At 64.5% G+C, this 18,500-nt stretch carries 25 protein-coding genes; 8 read left to right on the top strand and 17 right to left on the bottom strand.

The features are described from left to right. Positions 1-101: 101 nt before the first annotated feature. From H1204_RS27450 to H1204_RS27435, 4 genes are all read left to right on the top strand, one after another. Complete coding sequence (locus tag H1204_RS27450; protein WP_180731631.1) at positions 102-773, top strand: glutathione S-transferase; 672 nt, start codon at positions 102-104, stop codon at positions 771-773. A 132-nt stretch (positions 774-905) separates the two neighbouring features. Then, a complete protein-coding gene (locus tag H1204_RS27445; protein WP_180731630.1) occupies positions 906-2,375 on the top strand; it encodes a DHA2 family efflux MFS transporter permease subunit in 1,470 nt (489 codons plus the stop codon). Then, a complete protein-coding gene (locus tag H1204_RS27440) occupies positions 2,372-2,731 on the top strand; it encodes a nuclear transport factor 2 family protein (protein WP_180731629.1) in 360 nt (119 codons plus the stop codon). The genes H1204_RS27445 and H1204_RS27440 overlap by 4 nt, the downstream gene beginning before the upstream one ends. 90 nt (positions 2,732-2,821) lie before the next feature. Next, positions 2,822-3,667: an AraC family transcriptional regulator gene (locus tag H1204_RS27435; RefSeq protein ID WP_180731628.1), complete on the top strand. Its 846-nt coding sequence runs from the start codon at positions 2,822-2,824 to the stop codon at positions 3,665-3,667. Positions 3,668-3,692: 25 nt separating this feature from the next. Here the strand turns inward: H1204_RS27435 and H1204_RS27430 are convergent, their stop codons facing one another. The 3 genes from H1204_RS27430 to H1204_RS27420 all read right to left on the bottom strand — a co-directional run bounded on the left by H1204_RS27430 (position 3,693) and on the right by H1204_RS27420 (position 6,243). Beyond that, positions 3,693-4,277 (bottom strand): flavin reductase family protein, encoded by a 585-nt coding sequence (locus tag H1204_RS27430; protein WP_180731627.1) that lies wholly within the window; start codon positions 4,275-4,277, stop codon positions 3,693-3,695. A 177-nt stretch (positions 4,278-4,454) separates the two neighbouring features. Further along, on the bottom strand, positions 4,455-4,781 hold the full coding sequence (locus tag H1204_RS27425) for a hypothetical protein (protein ID WP_180722965.1): 327 nt from the start codon (positions 4,779-4,781) through the stop codon (positions 4,455-4,457). 247 nt (positions 4,782-5,028) lie between these two features. Next, a complete protein-coding gene (locus H1204_RS27420; protein WP_180731626.1) occupies positions 5,029-6,243 on the bottom strand; it encodes a DUF2252 domain-containing protein in 1,215 nt (404 codons plus the stop codon). Between the two features lie 219 nt (positions 6,244-6,462). Here H1204_RS27420 and H1204_RS27415 point away from each other — a divergent pair, with 219 nt between their 5' ends. Beyond that, the gene (locus H1204_RS27415; protein ID WP_180731625.1) at positions 6,463-7,182 is read left to right on the top strand and encodes a GNAT family protein; all 720 of its coding nucleotides are present in this window, start codon (positions 6,463-6,465) and stop codon (positions 7,180-7,182) included. A gap of 13 nt (positions 7,183-7,195) precedes the next feature. Here the strand turns inward: H1204_RS27415 and H1204_RS27410 are convergent, their stop codons facing one another. From H1204_RS27410 to H1204_RS27350, 13 genes are all read right to left on the bottom strand, one after another. Next, positions 7,196-7,540: a type II toxin-antitoxin system PemK/MazF family toxin gene (locus H1204_RS27410; protein ID WP_180731624.1), complete on the bottom strand. Its 345-nt coding sequence runs from the start codon at positions 7,538-7,540 to the stop codon at positions 7,196-7,198. Positions 7,541-7,548: 8 nt separating this feature from the next. Further along, positions 7,549-7,821 carry an AbrB/MazE/SpoVT family DNA-binding domain-containing protein gene (locus H1204_RS27405; RefSeq protein WP_091779062.1) on the bottom strand — a complete coding sequence of 91 codons (273 nt, stop codon included), beginning with the start codon at positions 7,819-7,821 and terminating at the stop codon, positions 7,549-7,551. A 256-nt stretch (positions 7,822-8,077) separates the two neighbouring features. After that, positions 8,078-8,602, bottom strand: a complete 525-nt coding sequence (locus H1204_RS27400; protein WP_180731623.1) for a GNAT family N-acetyltransferase — start codon at positions 8,600-8,602, stop codon at positions 8,078-8,080. Positions 8,603-8,709: 107 nt separating this feature from the next. After that, the gene (locus tag H1204_RS27395) at positions 8,710-9,186 is read right to left on the bottom strand and encodes a VOC family protein (protein WP_180731622.1); all 477 of its coding nucleotides are present in this window, start codon (positions 9,184-9,186) and stop codon (positions 8,710-8,712) included. Positions 9,187-9,279: 93 nt separating this feature from the next. Continuing rightward, the gene (locus H1204_RS27390; protein WP_180731621.1) at positions 9,280-9,765 is read right to left on the bottom strand and encodes a VOC family protein; all 486 of its coding nucleotides are present in this window, start codon (positions 9,763-9,765) and stop codon (positions 9,280-9,282) included. Positions 9,766-9,902: 137 nt separating this feature from the next. Beyond that, a complete protein-coding gene (locus tag H1204_RS27385) occupies positions 9,903-10,127 on the bottom strand; it encodes a YXWGXW repeat-containing protein (protein ID WP_180733325.1) in 225 nt (74 codons plus the stop codon). Between the two features lie 70 nt (positions 10,128-10,197). Then, positions 10,198-11,358, bottom strand: a complete 1,161-nt coding sequence (locus H1204_RS27380) for a DUF1501 domain-containing protein (protein WP_180731620.1) — start codon at positions 11,356-11,358, stop codon at positions 10,198-10,200. A gap of 2 nt (positions 11,359-11,360) precedes the next feature. Then, positions 11,361-12,890 carry a DUF1800 domain-containing protein gene (locus H1204_RS27375; protein ID WP_180731619.1) on the bottom strand — a complete coding sequence of 510 codons (1,530 nt, stop codon included), beginning with the start codon at positions 12,888-12,890 and terminating at the stop codon, positions 11,361-11,363. Between the two features lie 93 nt (positions 12,891-12,983). Then, complete coding sequence (locus tag H1204_RS27370) at positions 12,984-13,493, bottom strand: periplasmic heavy metal sensor (protein ID WP_180731618.1); 510 nt, start codon at positions 13,491-13,493, stop codon at positions 12,984-12,986. Then, the gene (locus H1204_RS27365; protein WP_180731617.1) at positions 13,490-13,960 is read right to left on the bottom strand and encodes a hypothetical protein; all 471 of its coding nucleotides are present in this window, start codon (positions 13,958-13,960) and stop codon (positions 13,490-13,492) included. Before H1204_RS27365 ends, H1204_RS27370 begins: the two co-directional genes overlap by 4 nt. Continuing rightward, positions 13,957-14,523 carry an RNA polymerase sigma factor gene (locus H1204_RS27360; protein ID WP_180731616.1) on the bottom strand — a complete coding sequence of 189 codons (567 nt, stop codon included), beginning with the start codon at positions 14,521-14,523 and terminating at the stop codon, positions 13,957-13,959. The genes H1204_RS27365 and H1204_RS27360 overlap by 4 nt, the downstream gene beginning before the upstream one ends. Positions 14,524-14,705: 182 nt before the next feature. Then, complete coding sequence (locus H1204_RS27355; protein WP_180731615.1) at positions 14,706-14,810, bottom strand: lipoprotein; 105 nt, start codon at positions 14,808-14,810, stop codon at positions 14,706-14,708. 23 nt (positions 14,811-14,833) lie between these two features. Continuing rightward, positions 14,834-15,136 carry a YXWGXW repeat-containing protein gene (locus H1204_RS27350; RefSeq protein WP_180731614.1) on the bottom strand — a complete coding sequence of 101 codons (303 nt, stop codon included), beginning with the start codon at positions 15,134-15,136 and terminating at the stop codon, positions 14,834-14,836. Positions 15,137-15,334: 198 nt separating this feature from the next. On the opposite strand from H1204_RS27350, the gene H1204_RS27345 reads away from it, so the two are divergent. Together H1204_RS27345 and H1204_RS27340 are read left to right on the top strand one after the other, a co-directional pair. Further along, positions 15,335-16,138, top strand: coding sequence for a helix-turn-helix transcriptional regulator (locus H1204_RS27345; protein WP_180731613.1), 804 nt, complete (start codon positions 15,335-15,337; stop codon positions 16,136-16,138). A gap of 138 nt (positions 16,139-16,276) precedes the next feature. After that, positions 16,277-16,570 carry a DUF1330 domain-containing protein gene (locus H1204_RS27340; protein WP_042304350.1) on the top strand — a complete coding sequence of 98 codons (294 nt, stop codon included), beginning with the start codon at positions 16,277-16,279 and terminating at the stop codon, positions 16,568-16,570. A gap of 56 nt (positions 16,571-16,626) precedes the next feature. On the opposite strand, the gene H1204_RS27335 is transcribed toward H1204_RS27340, so the two are convergent. Continuing rightward, the gene (locus H1204_RS27335) at positions 16,627-17,358 is read right to left on the bottom strand and encodes a DUF429 domain-containing protein (RefSeq protein ID WP_180731612.1); all 732 of its coding nucleotides are present in this window, start codon (positions 17,356-17,358) and stop codon (positions 16,627-16,629) included. Positions 17,359-17,537: 179 nt separating this feature from the next. Here H1204_RS27335 and H1204_RS27330 point away from each other — a divergent pair, with 179 nt between their 5' ends. Beyond that, positions 17,538-18,494 carry an NADP-dependent oxidoreductase gene (locus tag H1204_RS27330; RefSeq protein ID WP_180731611.1) on the top strand — a complete coding sequence of 319 codons (957 nt, stop codon included), beginning with the start codon at positions 17,538-17,540 and terminating at the stop codon, positions 18,492-18,494. Positions 18,495-18,500: the final 6 nt, after the last annotated feature.

The raw sequence follows: 18,500 nt of genomic DNA, 5'->3' as shown, positions 1-18,500 counted from the left end.
ACGTAAAGCATCGTATCGAATAGAGGCCGCCCTCTCGCGCGGCCTCGTATGATGTTCGCTCCGCCGATACACGGCCTTTCCGCGCGACTCGCCGCCCGCTCATGCTCACCGTCCACCACCTGAACAACTCCCGCTCACAGCGCGTGCTGTGGCTGCTCGAAGAACTCGGTGTGCCGTACGAAATCAAGCGTTACCAGCGCGATCCGAAGACGATGCTCGCGCCGCCTGAGTTGCGTGCCGTTCATCCCCTCGGCAAGTCGCCCGTCGTCACCGATGATGGTCAGACCCTCGCTGAATCCGCCGCGATCATTGAGTATCTGCTCGAACGCTACGGCGAGGGCCGCTTCGAGCCCGCTGCCGACACGCCCGAGCGCCAGCAGTTCAGATACTGGATGCACTATGCGGAAGGCTCTGCGATGCCGCCGCTGTTGTTGAAGCTGGTTGCGCTGCGCATCGGCAGCGCACCGATGCCGTTCTTCGCGAAGCCGATCGCGAAGAAGATCTCGTCGACGTTGCAATCCACGTTCATCGATCCACAGATCGCGCTGCATATGAGTTTTATCGAAGATTCGCTACGCAAAACCGGCTATTTTGTGGGCAGCGAATTCACGGCCGCCGATATTCAAATGAGCTTCCCGCTCGAAGCCGCCACCGCGCGCGGCAACCGCGATACGAAATATCCGTCCATCGCCCGTTTTCTCGACACGATCCATGCCCGGCCCGCCTATCAGCGCGCGCTCGAACGCGGCGGCAAGTACGATTTATTGAGCTGAGCCGTGTCGATTCCGGCTGCATTCGATCGTCGTCTTACATAGAAGCGGCGCGAGCAGCGATTTGCAGTTGCCGTCTGGAACGGATGCTCGCTAGACTGAAAGCGCATCGACAGACAAGGAGGACACGCGCGCATGACGCATAACATCGAAGGCAAAAAACGCTGGCTCGCACTGATCGTGCTATGCATGGGCGTGCTGATGATCGTGCTCGATACGACGATCGTCAACGTCGCCCTGCCGTCGATCGCCGCCGATCTGGGCTTCTCCGAAACCGCGCTCGTGTGGGTCGTCAATGCGTACATGCTGACATTCGGCGGCTTTTTGCTGCTTGGAGGCAGGCTCGGCGATCTGTACGGACACCGCAAGCTCTTCCTCGCGGGCATTACGCTGTTCACGCTGGCGTCGCTCGCATGCGGGCTCGCGAACTCGCAAGTCATGCTGGTTTGCGCGCGCGCCATTCAAGGGCTGGGCGGCGCGGTCGTGTCTGCCGTCTCGCTGTCGCTCATCATGAATCTGTTCACCGAAGAGGGCGAACGCGCCAAGGCGATGGGCGTCTACGGCTTTGTGTGCGCGGGCGGCGGCAGCATCGGTGTGCTGCTCGGCGGATTGCTGACCAATCTGCTGAGCTGGCACTGGATCTTTCTTGTCAATCTGCCCATCGGAATCGCCGTGTATGGGGCGTGCATCGCGCTGATGCCGGCCGGACGCGGGCACGCGCACGGCGAACGGCTGGACGTCGCGGGCGCGGCAACCGTCACTGCGTCGCTGATGCTGGCTGTCTACGCGATCGTCAACGGCAACGAGGCGGGCTGGCTGTCCGCGCAAACTGTCGGTCTGATCGTCGTCGCGCTGGCGCTGCTCGGCGCGTTTCTCATCATCGAGGCACGCGTCGCGCATCCGTTGATGCCGCTCAAGCTCTTCACGTTGCGCAATGTCGCGACGGCCAACGTGGTCGGCGTGTTGTGGGCGGCGGCGATGTTCGCGTGGTTCTTCATCTCCGCGCTTTATTTGCAGCGCGTGCTCGCCTACACGCCGCTTCAGGTCGGCCTCGCGTTCCTGCCCGCGAACCTCATCATGGGCTTCTTCTCGCTCGGCCTGTCGGCGCGCATGGTGATGCGCTTCGGCATCCGGCGGCCGCTCGCCGTCGGCCTGTTTCTCGCAGCGCTCGGCTTGCTGCTGTTTGCGCGCGCGCCCGTCGACGGACACTTCGTCGCAGACGTGCTGCCCGGCATGGTGTTGCTCGGCGTGGGCGCGGGCGTCGCGTTCAATCCGATGCTGCTGGCTGCAATGAGCGATGTCGATCCCACCGATTCCGGGCTCGCGTCGGGCATCGTCAACACGTCGTTCATGATGGGCGGCGCATTGGGACTCGCGGTGCTGGCGAGTCTCGCGGCGGCACAATCGGCGAGCAGCGGCGCGCAGCAAGCCGATACGCCCGCTGCGCTCGCGAGCGGGTATCACGTTGCATTTTTCATCGGCGCGATCTTCGCGGCCATGGCTGCGACGATTGGCGGCGCGTTGCTGCGGCCCGGCTCAGCCTCCGCCGCGCGACAGGAGCGCGACGACGACGCGTTGAAGCAGCAGATGGAGCAATCGCCATGAGCAAGACCACGGATGTGCCCGATCTGGTTCGCCGCTGCTTCGCGGCGTATCAGCACCAGGACCGCGCGGCGATCGAAGCGATCCTCGCCGACGATTTTCATTTCACGAGTCCGCACGACGCTCATATCGACCGGCGCGAGTACTTTGAACGCTGCTGGCCGTTCAACGAACAGGTCGAGTTCTTTCAGATCGAGAAACTGTTCAGCGAAGGCAATGAAGCCTTTGTGCGTTATGCGTGCAAGCCGGTGAACCGCGAAGCGTTTCGCAATACCGAGTTCTTTCGGGTCGACAACGGCAAGATCGTCGAAGTACAGGTCTATTTCGGTTCGCCCGCGAAAGACGTATCGGCGGATTGACGGGCCGCTGCATCTGAAGAACCGCAAGCGCGATCAAATGAACGGGCCGTCCAATCGATATGCTGGGTTCATGCCGAAACGAGAGTCCGTATGAACCTGGTCGGAAACCCCGCTGGAAAGGCGTTGTGGTTTATCGAAAGCCACTTCCATGAGGAGTTGTCGCTCGACGATATCGCCAGTTGCGGTTGCGTCTCGCGCTTTCATCTGTCGCGCGCGTTCGAAGCTGCAACGGGCTTTGCGGTGATGCGCTACGTACGCGCGCGCCGCCTGACGGAAGCGGCGCGGCGACTTGCGCGCGGTGCACCGGATATCCTCGCCGTCGCGGTCGACGCGGGTTACGGCTCTCACGAGGCATTCACGCGCGCGTTTCGCGAGCAGTTCGGGCTCACACCCGAAGCGTTGCGCGCGCAAGGTCATCTCGACAACCTCGCACTCGTGGAGCCGATCAAAATGGATGAATCACTTCTCGCTCACCTGGAGCCGCCGCGTTTCGTGGACGGCAAACCGTTGCTCGTAGCGGGATCAAGCGAACGCTACAACTGTGAGAGCAGTTCGGGCATTCCCGCGCAATGGCAGCGCTTCAACGCGATCTTCGGCAAAGTGCCAGGACAGGTCGGCCGTGTCGCGTACGGCGTTTGCTACAACGCCGACGACTCCGGCAACTTCGATTATCTGTGCGGTGTGGAAGTCGCCGATTTCTCGGGCTTGCCCGACGAACTGAGCCGCGTGCGCATCGGCACGCAGCGCTATGCGGTGTTCACGCACAGCGAGCACATTTCGACGATACGCCGCACGTGGAACACGATCTGGAACAAATGGCTGCCGGAATCTGGGCACGCGCCCGCCGATGCGCCCAACTTCGAGCGCTACAGCGAGCAGTTCAATACCGTGACAGGCATGGGCGGCGTCGAAATCTGGCTGCCGCTCAGGCACTGAAGCGCGAACCGAGCGCAGACGCGAATCAGCGCGTGCCGCCGACGGGCGCGGCATCGACTTCAAACGTGTCACCCGTTTCGAAGAACGTGCCGCCCGCCACGTAATGGCAGGTGCGCATGTCGTGATCGTCGCCGAAGTGCCAGCGGTTGTCCGAGTAGACGCGGCTATCTGCGTAGCACGCGACCACTTCGGCGAGGATCAGATCGTGCCGCTGGGCGTCGTCGGGAATCACCTTGCATTCGAACCACGCCACGCACCCTTCCAGCATCGGCACATCGATCTTTTCGGCCGGAAACGTCTCGAGCTGGAGCGCGGTGAACTTGTCGATTTCGACGCCTGCGTTCGATCCGACCGCGAGCGTATGGCGCGCGAAGCCGCGCGTGGGCAGTTGCAGGCCGAATACGCCGCTCGCTTCGACCAGTTGCCGCGTCAATGTCTTCGCGTCGATCACGACGACGAGTTTTGGCGGCACGAAATCCAGCGGCATGGCCCACGAAGCCGCCATCACGTTCGAGCGCCCGTCGTGTGCGCTCGTAATCAACGTGACGGGACCATGATTCAGAAGACGCGTTGCGCGCGACAGATCGACGGGTTGCCGGAATGATTGCATGAGAGACCTTCGCGATATCGATCGCTGCATTCTAGCGAAGCCGGGCAAAACGCGAAGCTTGGGTGCCGTGGCGACATGCGCCGTGCAAGCGTGCGTTGTGCGAAAAGCCGACGCAAAGACTCTTGGCAAAAAAACGGCGGCGCCATCGCGCCGCCCGCAGACCCGCATGGTGCAAATTCAGTGTGTAGTCGGTGGCTTGCCGTGCGTGACGTCGAGCGGTTTGTGCGCTTCGCCGTTCGCGCCGGGAAAGAAGGCGTTCCATGCGGCACGCACGCCCTCGGCCGCCGTGGCTTCCGCGTCGATGGTTTCCGGTTCGTCCACGCGGGCGGGATCTTCGCTCAGTCCGCGCCAGTGGGTGAACACCAGGAGCGGTTTCTCCGTCCATCCGCCTTCGATAAATTTAGCGAATGCCGTGTCTCCGCTCACCAGCTGGACTTCGTACCACCCGTCTCGCACGGGCGCATAGTCGTCCAGCGGGAACCATGCGGTCGCTTCGATTTCCATAGTGCCGTCTCCTGTCGTGGAAGTGACTCATAGGGAGGCATTGTTTATGCCTTACGGGCGGCGCGCCCGCTCACGGCGTCGGGTCATGGCGCGGTCCGGGATTTGCAGGGCGAACGGACCCAGAAAAGCCACGCACTTTTTGACCACGACGCACCACCAGATTTACACATCTCGCCTGTCGGCGTAAAGCCCGGCAACATATTCGGATTTTTCGAACGTAGGGTCGGAAACGTTCGGCCCCGAACATTCACGCTTTCGCGTTCAGTGTAAAGGCGCCGCGATCGAACGCTTCGCAGTATGCCTTCCAGTCGCTGACGACCTGCGCTTCGCACTGCGTCGCGAGATCGATCAACGGCAATTGCCATTTGCTGTCTTCGCCGAACGCGATCAGGTCGTCGGCAATCGCGGAAGTCTGCCTTCCGCTGCTGCGAAAGTGCGCCCACGCGACCAGTTCGGCCATGTTGCGCACGACGGACTCCAGCCGTGGCAGCTTGCCGTTCCAGTTGTCGAGCGCGACGCGGTCTTCCGATGGCTGCAGGCCGCGCAGCACGAACGGCCGCTGTTCGAACTCGACGGCATGCAGAAAGGCTTGCGACACCACCTGATTACGCCTCTGAATCTCGACGACGCGCTCGGCCTCGCTGCCCCATTTGGGCTGCGGCGTATGGACGTTCGGCGCGGTGGCGGACGGCAAAGCCAGCTTCATGTCGAGCAGGTAATTGCCGTCGGGCGAGCCCTTGCCTTCGACGAGAATCACATAGCGCTCGATGCCCAGACTGCCCGTACCCGCAATGCGCCGCGCGACGTCGATGATCTCGTAGAACTGCGGATTCGGCTCGTGCTTCGCGAAATCGTTCATGAATGCGACGACCTTGGCGCGTGCGTCGGCCGTGGCAGGCAACGCCTTCTTGCCGTCGACGCGCAGCGTCCGCTTTTTCCCCTTCAACTCGGTGCGCCGGTTCAGGTGATCGGCGCGCGAGCGCTGGTGCAAAGCCGTGAACAGTTCGCCGACCATGCCTTCGGCCGTCTCCTCTTCGATCCAGCGCGCCTTGCCGAAGCGCAGCGCGGCGGCGTAAGCGTCCGTAGCCGTATGGCACAGCGCGAGCGCCTCGGCGCGGCTGAGCTTCAGGTCGTCGGCCGCCACCAGCACGCTCGACAGCAGACGGATCATTTCGTAAAGGCAGGGCGCGAGGCACGCCTCGTCAAAATCATTGACGTCGAAATAGATGAGCCGGTTGTCGCCCTTGTAGCTGCCGAAATTCTCCAGATGCATGTCGCCGCAGATCCACGCGCGCGGCGCGCCGTCGAGCACCGTGCCTTTAGACAGACGCCTGTAGAACAGATGACAGGTTCCGCGCAAAAACACGAATGGCGACGTGCGCATGCGCGCGAATTTCATCGCGTGGCGGTCGGGGTCACGGCCCGCATTGAACCGGGCGATTTCCTCAGCAACGTCGAGCATGCGGACCTCACACGAATGGGGAATGATCGGGGTCATTCTGTACCGACAGCCTTTCACTTCCAAACGTTCGCAATCGGCGCACGATTCGCGAACGATGGCGAGACACCGCGCGATGCTGGCTCCATCGAATCGCGCCCACCTGGTTCTTACGGGCGCACAGCCTTTGCCGTATCGTGCCCGCTTGGCATACTTCAACGGTACACGCGACGGGAGAATGACGTGGTGCAACGAGTCAACGAATACGGCCAGGCTATCGGCGAACCCATGCCACAGTGGCAACCTGCAAAGGCGCCAGGCGATCAGCCAATGACAGGCCGCTACTGCCGGCTGGAACGGGTCGACGTCGAACGCCACGCAGACGATCTGTACGACGCCTACAGCGCCGCGCCCGACGGCCGCGACTGGACCTATCTTTCGGTTGGCCCGTTCGACACGCGCGAAGCGTACCGCGACTTCCTTACCTCCTGCGCGGCTTCCCCCGACCCGCTGCATCACGCCGTCATCGATCTCGCGACGGGCAAAGCCATCGGCACGCTTTCGCTGATGCGCATCGACAAGGCGAACGGCGTGATCGAAGTCGGCTTCGTCGTGTTTTCGCAGCGTCTGCAAAAGACGCGCATGGCAACGGAATCCATCTTCCTGTTGATGCAGCGCGCATTCGACGAACTCGGCTACCGGCGGTTCGAATGGAAATGCGATTCGCTGAATGCACCGTCGCGCGCCGCGGCTGCCCGCTTCGGCTTCACGTACGAAGGTATCTTCCGGCAGGCCGTGACTTACAAAGGCCGTAACCGCGATACGGCGTGGTTCTCGATCATCGACGGCGAATGGCCGGCGCTGCGCGCCGGCTTCGCGCAATGGCTCGACGAAGCGAACTTCGACGCGCAGGGCACGCAGCGGCGCACGTTACAGGCGTGCATAGCGGCACAACGCCCGTAACGCAATAACACCTTCACATCATCAGGAATGCTTTTAAACTGCGGCGGATCGCATCCAGTTCGGGCTGCGCGATCCGCTCTTCCCTGAACTCACCGCGCCGCGCCACCCAGTCGAGTGTGGTGATCTGGTCGATCAGCGCGACGCACGGCTTTGGCAACGCGGAGACGGGAATCTCCGTCGAAAAGCCACGTATCTTCGACGTGCACGGCACAGCGACGATGCGCTGTGCCGGACCGTTGTGCTCGTCGTGCGACAACACCACCACGGGCCGAGGATAACCGCCGCCCTGCTCGTGCCCGACCACGGGTTCGAGACTCATCCACCACACATCGCCGATTTCGGGAACGCCGTTCTTCATGTTGCTCCTTACCAGTCGTCCTGGCCCGTTGGATCGGCAAGTTCGGAACCCACAGCCACGCCAAGATTGATGGTCGGATGCACGTCGCCGGGCCGCGCCGCGAGTTGCTCGCGATACTCGTCCCAATTGAACGTCCTGATGGCGGGCGTTGCGACGAGCGCGCCATCCGCTACCACCATGTCGACTTCCTGATCTTCGCGCAGGTGCAGTTCGTCCGCCAGGCTTGCTGGAATGCGCACCGCAAGACTGTTGCCCCACCGCTTGATTGTCTGAATAGCCATAGCCCCACCTTCGCCCGAGAAATCCAGATACACGATTGCCTCCTTGAAACCCCGTGAGGGAGCAGAAGCGCCGCGCGTATCTACAATGTAGATACCGTCATGCTACGCGGCGCGGGTTGATGTGTCAACGCTGTATCTACGTGCGATTGGGTGGTTCAGATGACCGATGCATTCGCGCAGTCAATATCGCATCGGCGGCGGCCTCAAACAATTCGGCCGGAAGATATAGGAACCCTAGGAAAAGCCCGAAAAACTCTTAGCCAACGCGGCAAAACACGCCAGTCGGATGCCCTTTGTATGTCGCCTGCCGCGCCTCGACGTAGCCGCATTTCGCCGCAACCCGCCGCGACGCCACGTTATCCGGCGCGATGATGCACACGGTCTCACGCTCCGGCCATGTCGCATCGGACCATGTCAGCGCGCCGCGCACGGCTTCCGTCGCGTAGCCGATGCCATGCATCGACGGCATCAACGCCCAGCCTATCTCCGGTGCGTCTAGCGGCGGTTCGATGTCGCGCTGGTAGTCCGCAAAGCCGATTTCGCCAACGAACCGGCCGCTGTTTTTCTCGCGGATCACCCAGTAGCCATAGCCGAGCAGTGCCCAGTGCCCGGCATAGCGCAGCAGCCGCGACCACACCTCTTCGCGGCTGAACGGCTTTCCGCCGATAAAGCGCGTAACGGTCTCATCGGACCACAGCGCGTAGCTCTCGTCGAAGTCCTCGCGAACATGAGGACGCAAGATCAGACGATCGGTTTCAAGCTCAAGGACGGAAGGATTCATCGCGCGTATCCGGCAGGAGCCGGCAGAGAGGAAAGCGCCGATGATCGCAGATACGCGCGCCGCAGCGAAACCCCTTCACGCGCGGCGCGCACCAGGCTCAACCGAAATCACTGCCCGTTGAAAGCCGCTTCGAGCGCCTTCACATCGAGCTTCACCATTTGCATCATGGCCTGCATCGCGCGCTGAACCTTCGTCTGATCCTTGTCCGTCAGAAACTTCATCATCGCGGTCGGCACGATCTGCCACGACACGCCGAAGCGGTCCGTCAGCCAGCCGCATTGCACTGGCGAGCCGCCGCCTTCGAGCAGCCCGTCCCACAACGCGTCGACTTCCTCTTGCGATTCGCACTTCACGAACATCGAAATCGCCGGAGAAAACGTGTACTGCGGGCCGCCGTTCAACGCGAGGAATTCGCGGCCTTCCAGATGGAAGGTGATCGTCAGCACTTCACCCGCCTTGCCGGGCATCGACTCGCCGTAATGCGTGATGTCGCCGATGCTCGAATCCCCGAAGATGCCCGTGTAGAACCGGACGGCTTCCTCCGCATTGCCGTCGAACCACAGGCACGTGGCAATCTTGTCCATCACATCTCCTTGGATGGTTGTATCGGGCGCGGCAGCGTGCGGTGAAATGCGCGATGCATCACCGCGCATCGAATCACGCGCCCGCGACGGTCGTTATTGACGGCCTTGCGCCATCTGCTCCATCGCCGATTTCATTTCGTCGGGCGTGACGTCGCGCGTGTGCGTCGCGACGGACCAGCGGTGGCCGAACGGATCTTCGACCTGGCCGTAACGGTCGCCCCAGAACATATCGGTCGCGGGCATGATGACCTTCGCGCCCGCTGACGCCGCCTGTGCGATGGTGGCGTCAGCGTCGTTGACGTACAGATGCAGCACGACAGGCGTGCCCTTCAGCGCCTTCGGCCCGAACGACGCGCCGTTGCCGCAATCGGGCATTTCATCGACCAGCATCAGCGTCGAATCGCCGATTTTCAGCGACGCGTGCATTATCTTGCCGCCGGGACCGGGCAGGCGCACCTGCTCGACTGCATTGAACGCTTTCTTGTAGAACTCGATTGCTTCGGCCGCGCCCGCGACGATGATGTGCGGTGTCAACGTGTGCATCCCTTCGGGGATGGGCTTGACGGCTGGCGTGGACATGTCGTGTCTCCTGATGTGAAGAGTTTCATGGGTGACGAAGTTTCGCCCGATAAGCGAGTCTTCACCACTACGACGAGTGAGCCATCTTCAGATCGACACGCGCAACCGATATTTTTTCCGAACCGGATCGGACGCGGTCAAACGGGCCGCCAGTGTCCCGGCACCCATGCCCAGTGATTGCCCTCCCAGCGATAGTGACCCTTCACCCACCGATATCCCGGCGCAGGCGCCGCAGGTATGACCTCCGCGACGGGCGCGGGCTGCGCCGGCCGCGCGGGCTCGACGACATAGCAGGCGGAAAGCGTCGATGCGCAGAGCGTGGCCGCGAGCAGCGCGCGCAGTGTCGTTGATTTCAGGTTCAGACCATTCATTGTCGAGTTCATCTCCCTGTTGACTGGTTGTTGGCTCGATTGTTAAATCGGCTCGCGCGGCCTACACGCGAATCAGGCCCGTCATCGGCTGCACGCTGCCCGCTTGCGCGAACAGCGTGCGCGAAGTCCGGTGCGGATCGAGCCCGAGGCTTTCGCTCGCGACGCCCGTAATCAGCGCGTCGAGCGACGCCGTCGGCTTCAGGTCGCGCGCCTGGTACAGATCGCCTTGCCGCAAGCCCGGCCAGTCGGCGACCACGCGCCCGCCCGCCACCGCGCCGCCGATCACCATCGCGACGGATGCCGTGCCGTGATCCGTGCCGCCCGTCCCATTCGCCGCAGCAGTGCGGCCGAATTCGGTGGCGACCAGCACCGTCGTCTTGTTCCACGCCGGTCCGAGTCCGTCGCGTAATGCAGCGAGCATCGTGTCGAGCGCCCTGAGTTGGGCGGCGAGGCGCGGCATCTGCGCGCTATGCGTGTCCCAGCCGCCCGTTTCGATCATCGCAATGCGCGGCCCGTCTTCGCGCGACAGAAACCCGGCCGCCAGCTTGCCGAGACTCGCCGGGTCCTGGCGCGCGCCCGCATCGCCCGCGAGACCGCGCGCCGCCATCGCCGATTCCCACAGCGGACGCAATTGCGCGTCCTGTTCGTAGAGTTGCGAAACGCGCGCGAGCAGATCGTCGGGCGCCTGCGGCAGCCCGGAAGGCGCATACGACGCGACGTTCGCCGCACCGCGCAACGCCATCGGCACGGTTGGCGCGAACGCGATCGCGTTCTCGGGCGTCGTCGACGTTGCGCCCGGCATCATGCCGACGAGCCGGTTGAGCCAGCCATCCTTCACCTGATACGCGGAAGATCCGCCCGTCTCCAGCACGTTCTGTCCGTCGAAATGCGACCGGTCGCGATACGGCGACGCGACGGCGTGCACAAACAGCGCCTCGCGCCGCCCGTACATCTGCCCGATCTGCACGAGCGACGGATGCAGCGCGAACGTGCCGTCGAGCTTCGTCGAAGCCGACGTATCGACGGTCAGCGCGCCACGCAATGTCGAATACGCAGGGTCCGCGTACGGCACGACGATGTTCAGCCCGTCGGCGGCGCCGCGCTGGATCACGAACACGAAGCGGCGGTCGGTCGCAGCGCGCGCGAACACGATCTGCGGCGCGACGAGCATCGCGCCCGCGCCAGCGGCTGCGATGCGCACGAAACTGCGGCGAGTGAGCATGGTCATCTCCGTTGGAAATCGGGCGAGACGAGCAGCAGCGCGAGCGCCGTCGATGCGCTTTCCGCACGCGACACGGCGAGCTGCGTCGGCTCGCTCAGCGAACCTGCCGTCAGCGTCTGCCCCAGCGAGCGCGCATCGAGCCGATCACCGACGCGCGCCGCGAAACGCTGCGCGATCTCGACACGCCGCACGAGCGCATCGGGCGCGGCCCAGCTCGCGGCGATATCGTCATAGCCGGCCGGCGAGCCGGGGCGCCACACCTGCTGACCAAGTTGCGTCAGCACGGGCGCCATCTGCACGGTGTTCGCGCCGTCGTTCAGGTTGTGCATGCCGAGGCCGCGCATCGACGAAACCGTCCATTCCCAGGGCGACTTGAACTTGACGGCAACGGGCGACCACGCGGCGTCACTGTCGATCAGCGCGCGATAGACCGTGGGCAGATCGCCGCTGCTTCGCATGAAGGCTGTCGCCAGCTGGTCGACTACATCGGGCGGCGGATTGTCCGCGACGAAGTGGCGCGCGAGCTTGGTCGCGATATGCGTCGCGGTGGCGGGCGCGCTCGACAGATCGTGCAGCACCGCGAGCGTTTGCCCTTCGCCCGGCTGGTCGTAGCGGCGGCCCATGATGGTCCGTGTGCCCGGCTCGTGCAATTGCGGACGGAACATGAACGCACCCGGCGGCGCGGCGTTCGCGTTTGCGCTGTTTGCGTTGTTCGCCTGCGGGCCTTGCACGGCCGCAATGCTCCAGCCCGTCATGGCGCGCGCGAACTCGGTGACGTCGTCCTGCGTGTAGCCACTGCGCACCCCGAGCGTATGCAGCTCCATGATCTCGCGCGCGAGGTTTTCATTGAGTCCGGGCTTGCGGTTCGGATTGCGCTGCGCGGCGCGCAACGCGGCGACGCTGTCGGGTCCGACCGAGCGCGTCTGGTCGAGAAAAAGCTGCATCGCGGGATGACGCTCGACGGCCACCAGCATGTCTTCGAAGCGCCCGAGCACGTGCGGGCGGATCGCCTCCGCTTCGAATGCGCCGGCGAACGGCGCGACGCGGCCTTTGTCGATGGAAACCGCGAAGTGATTCGACCAGAAGTGCACGAGCCGTTCGACGAACGGCGCGGGCGTCGTCAGCGCACTCGCGACACGCGCGTTCACGGCTGCGCGGTACGTGTCGCGCGCTTCCATGCGCTGCGCCTTGTTCGCGGCCTGACGGGCGGCTTTGCGCGCGTCATCCGCGTTGCTGGCGAGGTTCGGCGCGCTGGCGGCATTCGCGCCGCTCGCGGTGGCGTTCGTTGCGTTGGTTGCGGTGTTTGCTATCGCCTGCTGGCGTTCGTCGGCCAGATCCGCAGCAATCGCCAGCGATGTCAGTTGCGCAGCCCATGCCGCGGGCATCGGCTGATAGGCGTCGAACTGCGCGAGCAGCCAGTTCTTCGGGTTCACCGGTGGCGCTTCGTCGGCGCGCGCGCCGAGACCGAAGCGGTTCAGCGCGATCGCGGCGGCGCTCAACGGCGGCGCCGTAGTTGCAGGTGAATTGGCCATGCTCGCTCCTGTCTCGCCTGTCGTGCGTGGTTCGATGTGCATTAAACGGAGTGAGCGGCGCTTTTCCGTCGCTGCTTTTTCAGTCGCGGCCGATCAGTCGCTCGCGGGCTGATTGCCCGGCTTCTGCACGCGCTGCTGCGCCTGCGCGAGCCGCCATTGCCCGCGCTCGCGCAAGCCTTCCGCGAACTTCACGCGTTCATCGGGCGACAAGGTCGCCGCGAAATCGGCGACGCTTTGCTCGACCCGCGAGCGCAGCGCGATATCGGCTTCGCGCGTGCGGTTCAGTGCGACATCGAGCGCCGCGCGGTCCAGCTGCGGCGCGGCTAGCAGCCGCAGTACCTCGCGCCGATCCTCTCGCCCGTCACGCGCGTACTCGCGCGCTTCGCGGCGCGCGTCCTTCAAGGCATCGACGAACTGCTGCTGGCGCTCCGCCGACAACCCTTCCGCCGCGAATCGCAGCGCGCGCGGCTGTGGTTGACTGGCGGCCGTCACGCCGCCATGCGCGACGAACCACTGATACGCGCCGCCCGCGACGCCGCCAATCAGAAACACGTTGAGCACCAGCGAGCCGACCAACAGAAATTTCCAGGCGCGTCCGCTCATTCGTCACTCCAGTCTGCGGCCGTGCCGCCAAATCCAGTTGTCAGATACGAAGACTCCGGTCCCGGAGACGGGTTGCCCGTCACGAGGAAGAACGACACCGCGAATGCGCCCGCCAATCCGCCGATCAAACCAACGCCCGCGAACGCCGCGCCCGACCACCACCAGCCCGCGCGCCCCGAGCCGCCGCCCGGCCAGATCAACGACAGCCGGCGCGGTCGACGCGATCGACGGTTAGCGGGCGCCGAAGCCATCACGCGCTCGATGAGCGCGGCGTCCGGCGCCATATCGGTCGCGGCGGCATCGCTCGCGAGCCATGCGTCGAGTTGCGCGGCCTGCGCGAGCAGCGCGTCCACCTCGCTGCGATGCTGCGCGGCCCACGCGCTCGCGGCGGCGCGCTCCGCTTCGGGCCAATGGCGCGCCTCGGCGCCATACGCATCGACTATTGCGCGAAATCTTTCTGGAGTCATCGGCTGGTCCTCGTTCCGGCAAGATCGTCGCCCGTCAGTTGCGCGCGCAGATTGCGGCGCGCGCGGGCCAGCAGGCTTTCGAGCGCGTCGACGGTAATGCCCATCAGCGCGGCCGCCTCGATGTTCGACAGTTCCTGGTAGTAGTTGAGCACTAGCGCCTCGCGCTGGCGCGCCGGCAACGCGGCGAGCGCCGCGCGCACCCGTGCCTCGCGCGACTGCGCTTCGAGTTGCGCATCGGGCGTGGCGGCGGGATCGACGGCGTCGGGCAGTTCGTCGGCGGGCTCCTCACGATGTGCGCGCAAACGGTCATAGCAGAGATTCAGCGCGACGCGATGCAGCCATGTATCGAAACGCGCCTCACCCTCGCGCCAGCGCGGCGCCTGCTTCCAGATGCGCATGAAGGCTTCCTGCGCGACGTCTTCCGCTTCCATACGATCTCCCAGCATCCGCGTGGCGAGCGCCAGCAGACGCGGCAACTTGCGCGCGACGAGCGTGCGAACGGCCGCCGGCTCCTGCCTGCCGACGCCCGCCACCAGTTCCGCATCCGGATCGCGTTCGTTCAACGCGCGCGGCTCCGGGTATGCCGCCTATTGCACGCATGCCGCGTGTCACGCGCGGCATCTGTCGCGACGAGATGTGCTGTCGTCACTGCTGTCGCTCCCTGTTGTTCTGATCGAGTGACTTCACCTTCACAGGAACACCGCGAACTCCGCGATGCGCTCCGTCAACCCCTGTTCAAGGCAGTTCAATATACGACGACGGCCGGCCGATAGTAGTAAGGGTGCGCCGGCACCACCACGCAACCCGCGAGCGTCGCGATAAACAACGCCAGTAACAACAGCTTCTTCATCTTTCAGTCTCCCGTCGCCAAGTTCAGCTCACCCAGTGCGCGGGCACCCAGCGCCAGTTCGGACCATGCGCGACCCAATGTCCAGGCACCCAGCGATAGCCCGGACGCATGGTCTGCCAGTGCCCCGCCACCCACACGTAGCGGCCATCCGCCCAGCGCCAGTGGCCCGGGTCCCACGCGTAGCCGGCGCGCGGCGGCGGCACGACTTCGACGCGCGCGGCGGGCGGCGCCATCGGCGCGACGATTACCGCCTGCGCGAACGCCGCCGAGGCGCTCAGCGCGACCACGCCTGCCGCAAGCATGCGGACCAGTTTTTGCATCTTCATTGCGCTTTCCCTTGGAACGGTTGCCGGTCTCGAATGCGCCGGTTTAGGGGTTAAACGCGCGGGCCGCGAAAATCCGTCGCAAGATTTTTCGCGGCCGCGAGGGACCAACGGGTGCGGTGGCGCACGCGCGGGGGAATGGGTATCGTCAAGGCTGAACTTCACACGGACCGCAAGCCTCGCCAGGACACGCACTGACCGATGACACAAGCGACGCCACCCGCCCTGCATGACGCAGACAAAGGCCATTCGCTCGCGCGGCACTATCCGCGCGGGCTGCGCATCGACCCGCATTCGCACACGTGGGCGCAGGTGCTGTATGCCGTGTCGGGTGTGATGTGGGTCGAAGCCGGGCACGAGGCGCTCGTCGTTCCGCCGCAGCGCGCCGTGTGGCTGCCCGCCGGCACCGAGCACTCGATCCACATGATGAGCGACGTCGAGATGCGCAATCTGTATTTCCATGAGCGCAGCATCGGCCATCTGAGCGCACGCAGCGATGTGTTCGAGATCAACGGCCTGTTGCGCGAACTGATTGCGTCGATTGCCGAACATGAAGCGGCACAGACGCGCGACGACGACTATCTGAGCACGGCGTACCGGCTCGCCATGCTCGAACTCGAACAGGCGCCGCGCTCGTCGCTGCGCATTCCGCTGCCCGATGCCTCGGACCGGCGGCTCGACGCGCTGTGCCGCACGGTGATCGACAATCCGTCGAATGCGATCAGCTTCGAGCAGCATGCGGCGTCGGTGGGCGCGAGCGTGCGCACACTCGCGCGGCTCTTCACGCGGGCGCTGGGTATCGGTTTCGCGGAGTGGCGCAGGCAGGTGCAACTGGCCGTCGCCGTGTCGGGGCTCGCCGAAGGACGCGCGGTCAGCACCATCGCGCGCGAACTCGGCTATCTGCCAAGCAGTTTCAGCGACATGTTCCGCCGCGAACTCGGCGCGCCGCCGACCGACTTCGATCCTCACGCGACGCTGGCCGCGTCGGCTGCGTTAAAGTCCTGAGGCTGTCGGGCGTCGCGACGCGCTCAAGCGCGCTTGCTGCGCTTGAGCGAGAATCGTGGGCGTCGGCGGCGCGGACGGGCAGATGGATGGATCGGCTGGCGTCGCCATGGCCAAACCTTAAACGTGAGGAAACGTGAAATGAGCAAGGGATACTGGGTCACTCTCTACCGCAAGACGAACGATCCAGCGGCACTGGCCGCATATGCACAACTGGCGTTGCCGGCCGTCACGGCGGCGGGCGGCAAGTTTCTTGTGCGCGGTCTCGCCGAGGAAGTGCGTGAACAAGGCCTGAAGGACCGCACCGTCGTGATCGAATTCCCGACCTACGAGCAGGCCGTCGCGGCCTACGACAGTGAGGCCTACAAGAAGGCGCTGGCGGCGCTCGGCAATGGCGTCGAGCGCGATCTGCGCATCGTGCGCGGCGCGGAGTGATTCTTTAGGCGTGAGTTGCTGAAACGTTGCGGAACAGCGCGGGCCGCAACGTTCGCTCAGTAGCGGATCACCATCGGCAGAAGCGCGCTGTCGCGCGGTTCGTCGTCGGGCAGCATGACGGCGCTGCCTGCCGCGATGCGGCGCGCGCTCCATAGCACCGCAAAGGCATCGAGCACGTCGTCTTTCTGCGCGTGCCGGGCAACGCGTTCGTCGAGCGCGGTCTTTAGACCGGCGCCGAAGACGGGGTCAAGCAAGGCTTTTCTTTTCGCGTGTCCCGCTTCCGACGTTTTGCCCTCCTTGAGCCCGGCCGCCTCACCGCCTTGCTCGATCTGAAGCTGCATGAAGGCAAGCTCAGGATGCACCTCGAACACACGCGAAGCATCGCTATTGCTGGCACGCAACGACGTATCGACTTCAGCGATCTTGCCGAGAATGTTGAAGGCCTGTTGCGAGATGCCCTTGCCCGTTGCTTCGCGGTTCAGATCGCACGCCGTTCGATACTCCCTGACACCAAGCGTCTGACGCACAGGCGTCTGAAACACCGACGCACTGCGCGGCCATTTCAGACGCTGCCTCGCTTCGGCATCGCACGCGCGATAGCCCGTCGACGACAGGCCGATCGGCATATCGACGGCCACGATGGCAGGCGCGGGCGCCCACGCAAGCAACGCCTCAAACGTCGCGCAGATTCGCGTCTCGATGGCGCCCGTCCGGCCGTGCTGCCTGACGGCGTACCAGCCGCCCTTACAGCCGTCCACGCCCACCAGGTCTGTTGTTTTCTCACGCATCGCGTGTTTCCCCGAACCGTTTGATCGTTCCGAACCCGCGCCGCCCGCTGTCCGATATTCGAAAGCACTTGTCTGAACCACGCCGCGCCGGTCACTTAGACTGCCTTCATACGCTGATTCACCCATCGTGAGGCGGCAAGCGAAACCCATCGAATCCGACAGTTTCCGCAGGAGCGGCAATGAAAGCGATCCAGTTCAACTCTTTTGGCGGTCCCGAAGTCCTCGACCTCGTCGATCTGCCGACACCCACCGCCGACGCCGACAGCGCGATCGTGCAGGTGAAAGCAGCCTCGGTGAATCCGAGCGACGTGAAAAACCTCTCGGGCCATTTCGGCCACACGACGCTGCCGCGCATCCCTGGCCGCGACTTCAGCGGCGTCGTGACGGAAGGCCCCGCCGAATGGATCGGCGCGGAAGTATGGGGCACGGGCGGCGACATCGGCTTCACGCGCGACGGCACACACGCGCAGTTCATCAAGATTCCCGTCGGCGCGCTGTCGCGCAAGCCGCGCACGCTTACGCACGAACAGGCGTCGGCGATCGGCGTGAACTTCGTGGTCGCGTGGCTCGGGGCCGTCGATTATGCACAGCTCGTCGCGGGCGAAACGGTGGCCGTGATCGGCGCGAGCGGCGGCGTGGGCGGCGCGGTCGTGCAGATCGCGAAGTCGCGTGGCTGCAAGGTGATCGCCGTCGATCGCCGCGAGCCCGATGCGGATTCGCCCGCGGGCCGTCTGCTCGATCACTACGTACCGTTCGACGAACACGCCCCGGAACGCGTGAAGGCACTCGGCGGCGCGGATGTCGTGTACGACGCCGTTGGCGGCGTCGCGTTCGAAACGGCGCTGAAGCTCGCGAAGTGGCGCGGCCGCGTGGTCGAGATCAGCGCGACGGGCAAGCGGCGCGTCGAGTTCGACCTGATCGACTTCTATCACAACGAGACGCAACTGTTCGGCGCGGACAGCGCCAAGCTCGGCGTCGCGGATTCGGCGCGTCTGATGACGGAACTGGCCAGCGTGTTCGACAGCGGCGCGTTGCAGGCGCCGTCGATCGCGCAGACCTTTCCGCTCGAACAGGCACGCGACGCTTACGCAGCCGTCGCAGGCGGCACGCGCGGACGCGTCGTCATCACGATGTGACGCAAC

It is taken from the genome of Paraburkholderia sp. PGU19, from assembly GCF_013426915.1.
In the GTDB taxonomy this organism is placed as follows: Bacteria; Pseudomonadota; Gammaproteobacteria; order Burkholderiales; family Burkholderiaceae; genus Paraburkholderia.
The sequence above is the reverse complement of the archived record's forward strand: the minus strand, read 5'-3'. Positions and strand labels throughout refer to the sequence as shown.

Coding starts and splice junctions, on each gene's coding strand:
- H1204_RS27450 (WP_180731631.1), top strand. CDS start 102: ATGCTCACCGTCCACCACCTGAACAACTCCCGCTCACAGCGCGTGCTG.
- H1204_RS27445 (WP_180731630.1), top strand. CDS start 906: ATGACGCATAACATCGAAGGCAAAAAACGCTGGCTCGCACTGATCGTG.
- H1204_RS27440 (WP_180731629.1), top strand. CDS start 2,372: ATGAGCAAGACCACGGATGTGCCCGATCTGGTTCGCCGCTGCTTCGCG.
- H1204_RS27435 (WP_180731628.1), top strand. CDS start 2,822: ATGAACCTGGTCGGAAACCCCGCTGGAAAGGCGTTGTGGTTTATCGAA.
- H1204_RS27430 (WP_180731627.1), bottom strand. CDS start 4,277: ATGCAATCATTCCGGCAACCCGTCGATCTGTCGCGCGCAACGCGTCTT.
- H1204_RS27425 (WP_180722965.1), bottom strand. CDS start 4,781: ATGGAAATCGAAGCGACCGCATGGTTCCCGCTGGACGACTATGCGCCC.
- H1204_RS27420 (WP_180731626.1), bottom strand. CDS start 6,243: ATGCTCGACGTTGCTGAGGAAATCGCCCGGTTCAATGCGGGCCGTGAC.
- H1204_RS27410 (WP_180731624.1), bottom strand. CDS start 7,540: ATGAAGAACGGCGTTCCCGAAATCGGCGATGTGTGGTGGATGAGTCTC.
- H1204_RS27405 (WP_091779062.1), bottom strand. CDS start 7,821: ATGGCTATTCAGACAATCAAGCGGTGGGGCAACAGTCTTGCGGTGCGC.
- H1204_RS27400 (WP_180731623.1), bottom strand. CDS start 8,602: ATGAATCCTTCCGTCCTTGAGCTTGAAACCGATCGTCTGATCTTGCGT.
- H1204_RS27395 (WP_180731622.1), bottom strand. CDS start 9,186: ATGGACAAGATTGCCACGTGCCTGTGGTTCGACGGCAATGCGGAGGAA.
- H1204_RS27390 (WP_180731621.1), bottom strand. CDS start 9,765: ATGTCCACGCCAGCCGTCAAGCCCATCCCCGAAGGGATGCACACGTTG.
- H1204_RS27380 (WP_180731620.1), bottom strand. CDS start 11,358: ATGCTCACTCGCCGCAGTTTCGTGCGCATCGCAGCCGCTGGCGCGGGC.
- H1204_RS27375 (WP_180731619.1), bottom strand. CDS start 12,890: ATGGCCAATTCACCTGCAACTACGGCGCCGCCGTTGAGCGCCGCCGCG.
- H1204_RS27370 (WP_180731618.1), bottom strand. CDS start 13,493: ATGAGCGGACGCGCCTGGAAATTTCTGTTGGTCGGCTCGCTGGTGCTC.
- H1204_RS27365 (WP_180731617.1), bottom strand. CDS start 13,960: ATGACTCCAGAAAGATTTCGCGCAATAGTCGATGCGTATGGCGCCGAG.
- H1204_RS27355 (WP_180731615.1), bottom strand. CDS start 14,810: ATGAAGAAGCTGTTGTTACTGGCGTTGTTTATCGCGACGCTCGCGGGT.
- H1204_RS27350 (WP_180731614.1), bottom strand. CDS start 15,136: ATGAAGATGCAAAAACTGGTCCGCATGCTTGCGGCAGGCGTGGTCGCG.
- H1204_RS27345 (WP_180731613.1), top strand. CDS start 15,335: ATGACACAAGCGACGCCACCCGCCCTGCATGACGCAGACAAAGGCCAT.
- H1204_RS27340 (WP_042304350.1), top strand. CDS start 16,277: ATGAGCAAGGGATACTGGGTCACTCTCTACCGCAAGACGAACGATCCA.
- H1204_RS27335 (WP_180731612.1), bottom strand. CDS start 17,358: ATGCGTGAGAAAACAACAGACCTGGTGGGCGTGGACGGCTGTAAGGGC.
- H1204_RS27330 (WP_180731611.1), top strand. CDS start 17,538: ATGAAAGCGATCCAGTTCAACTCTTTTGGCGGTCCCGAAGTCCTCGAC.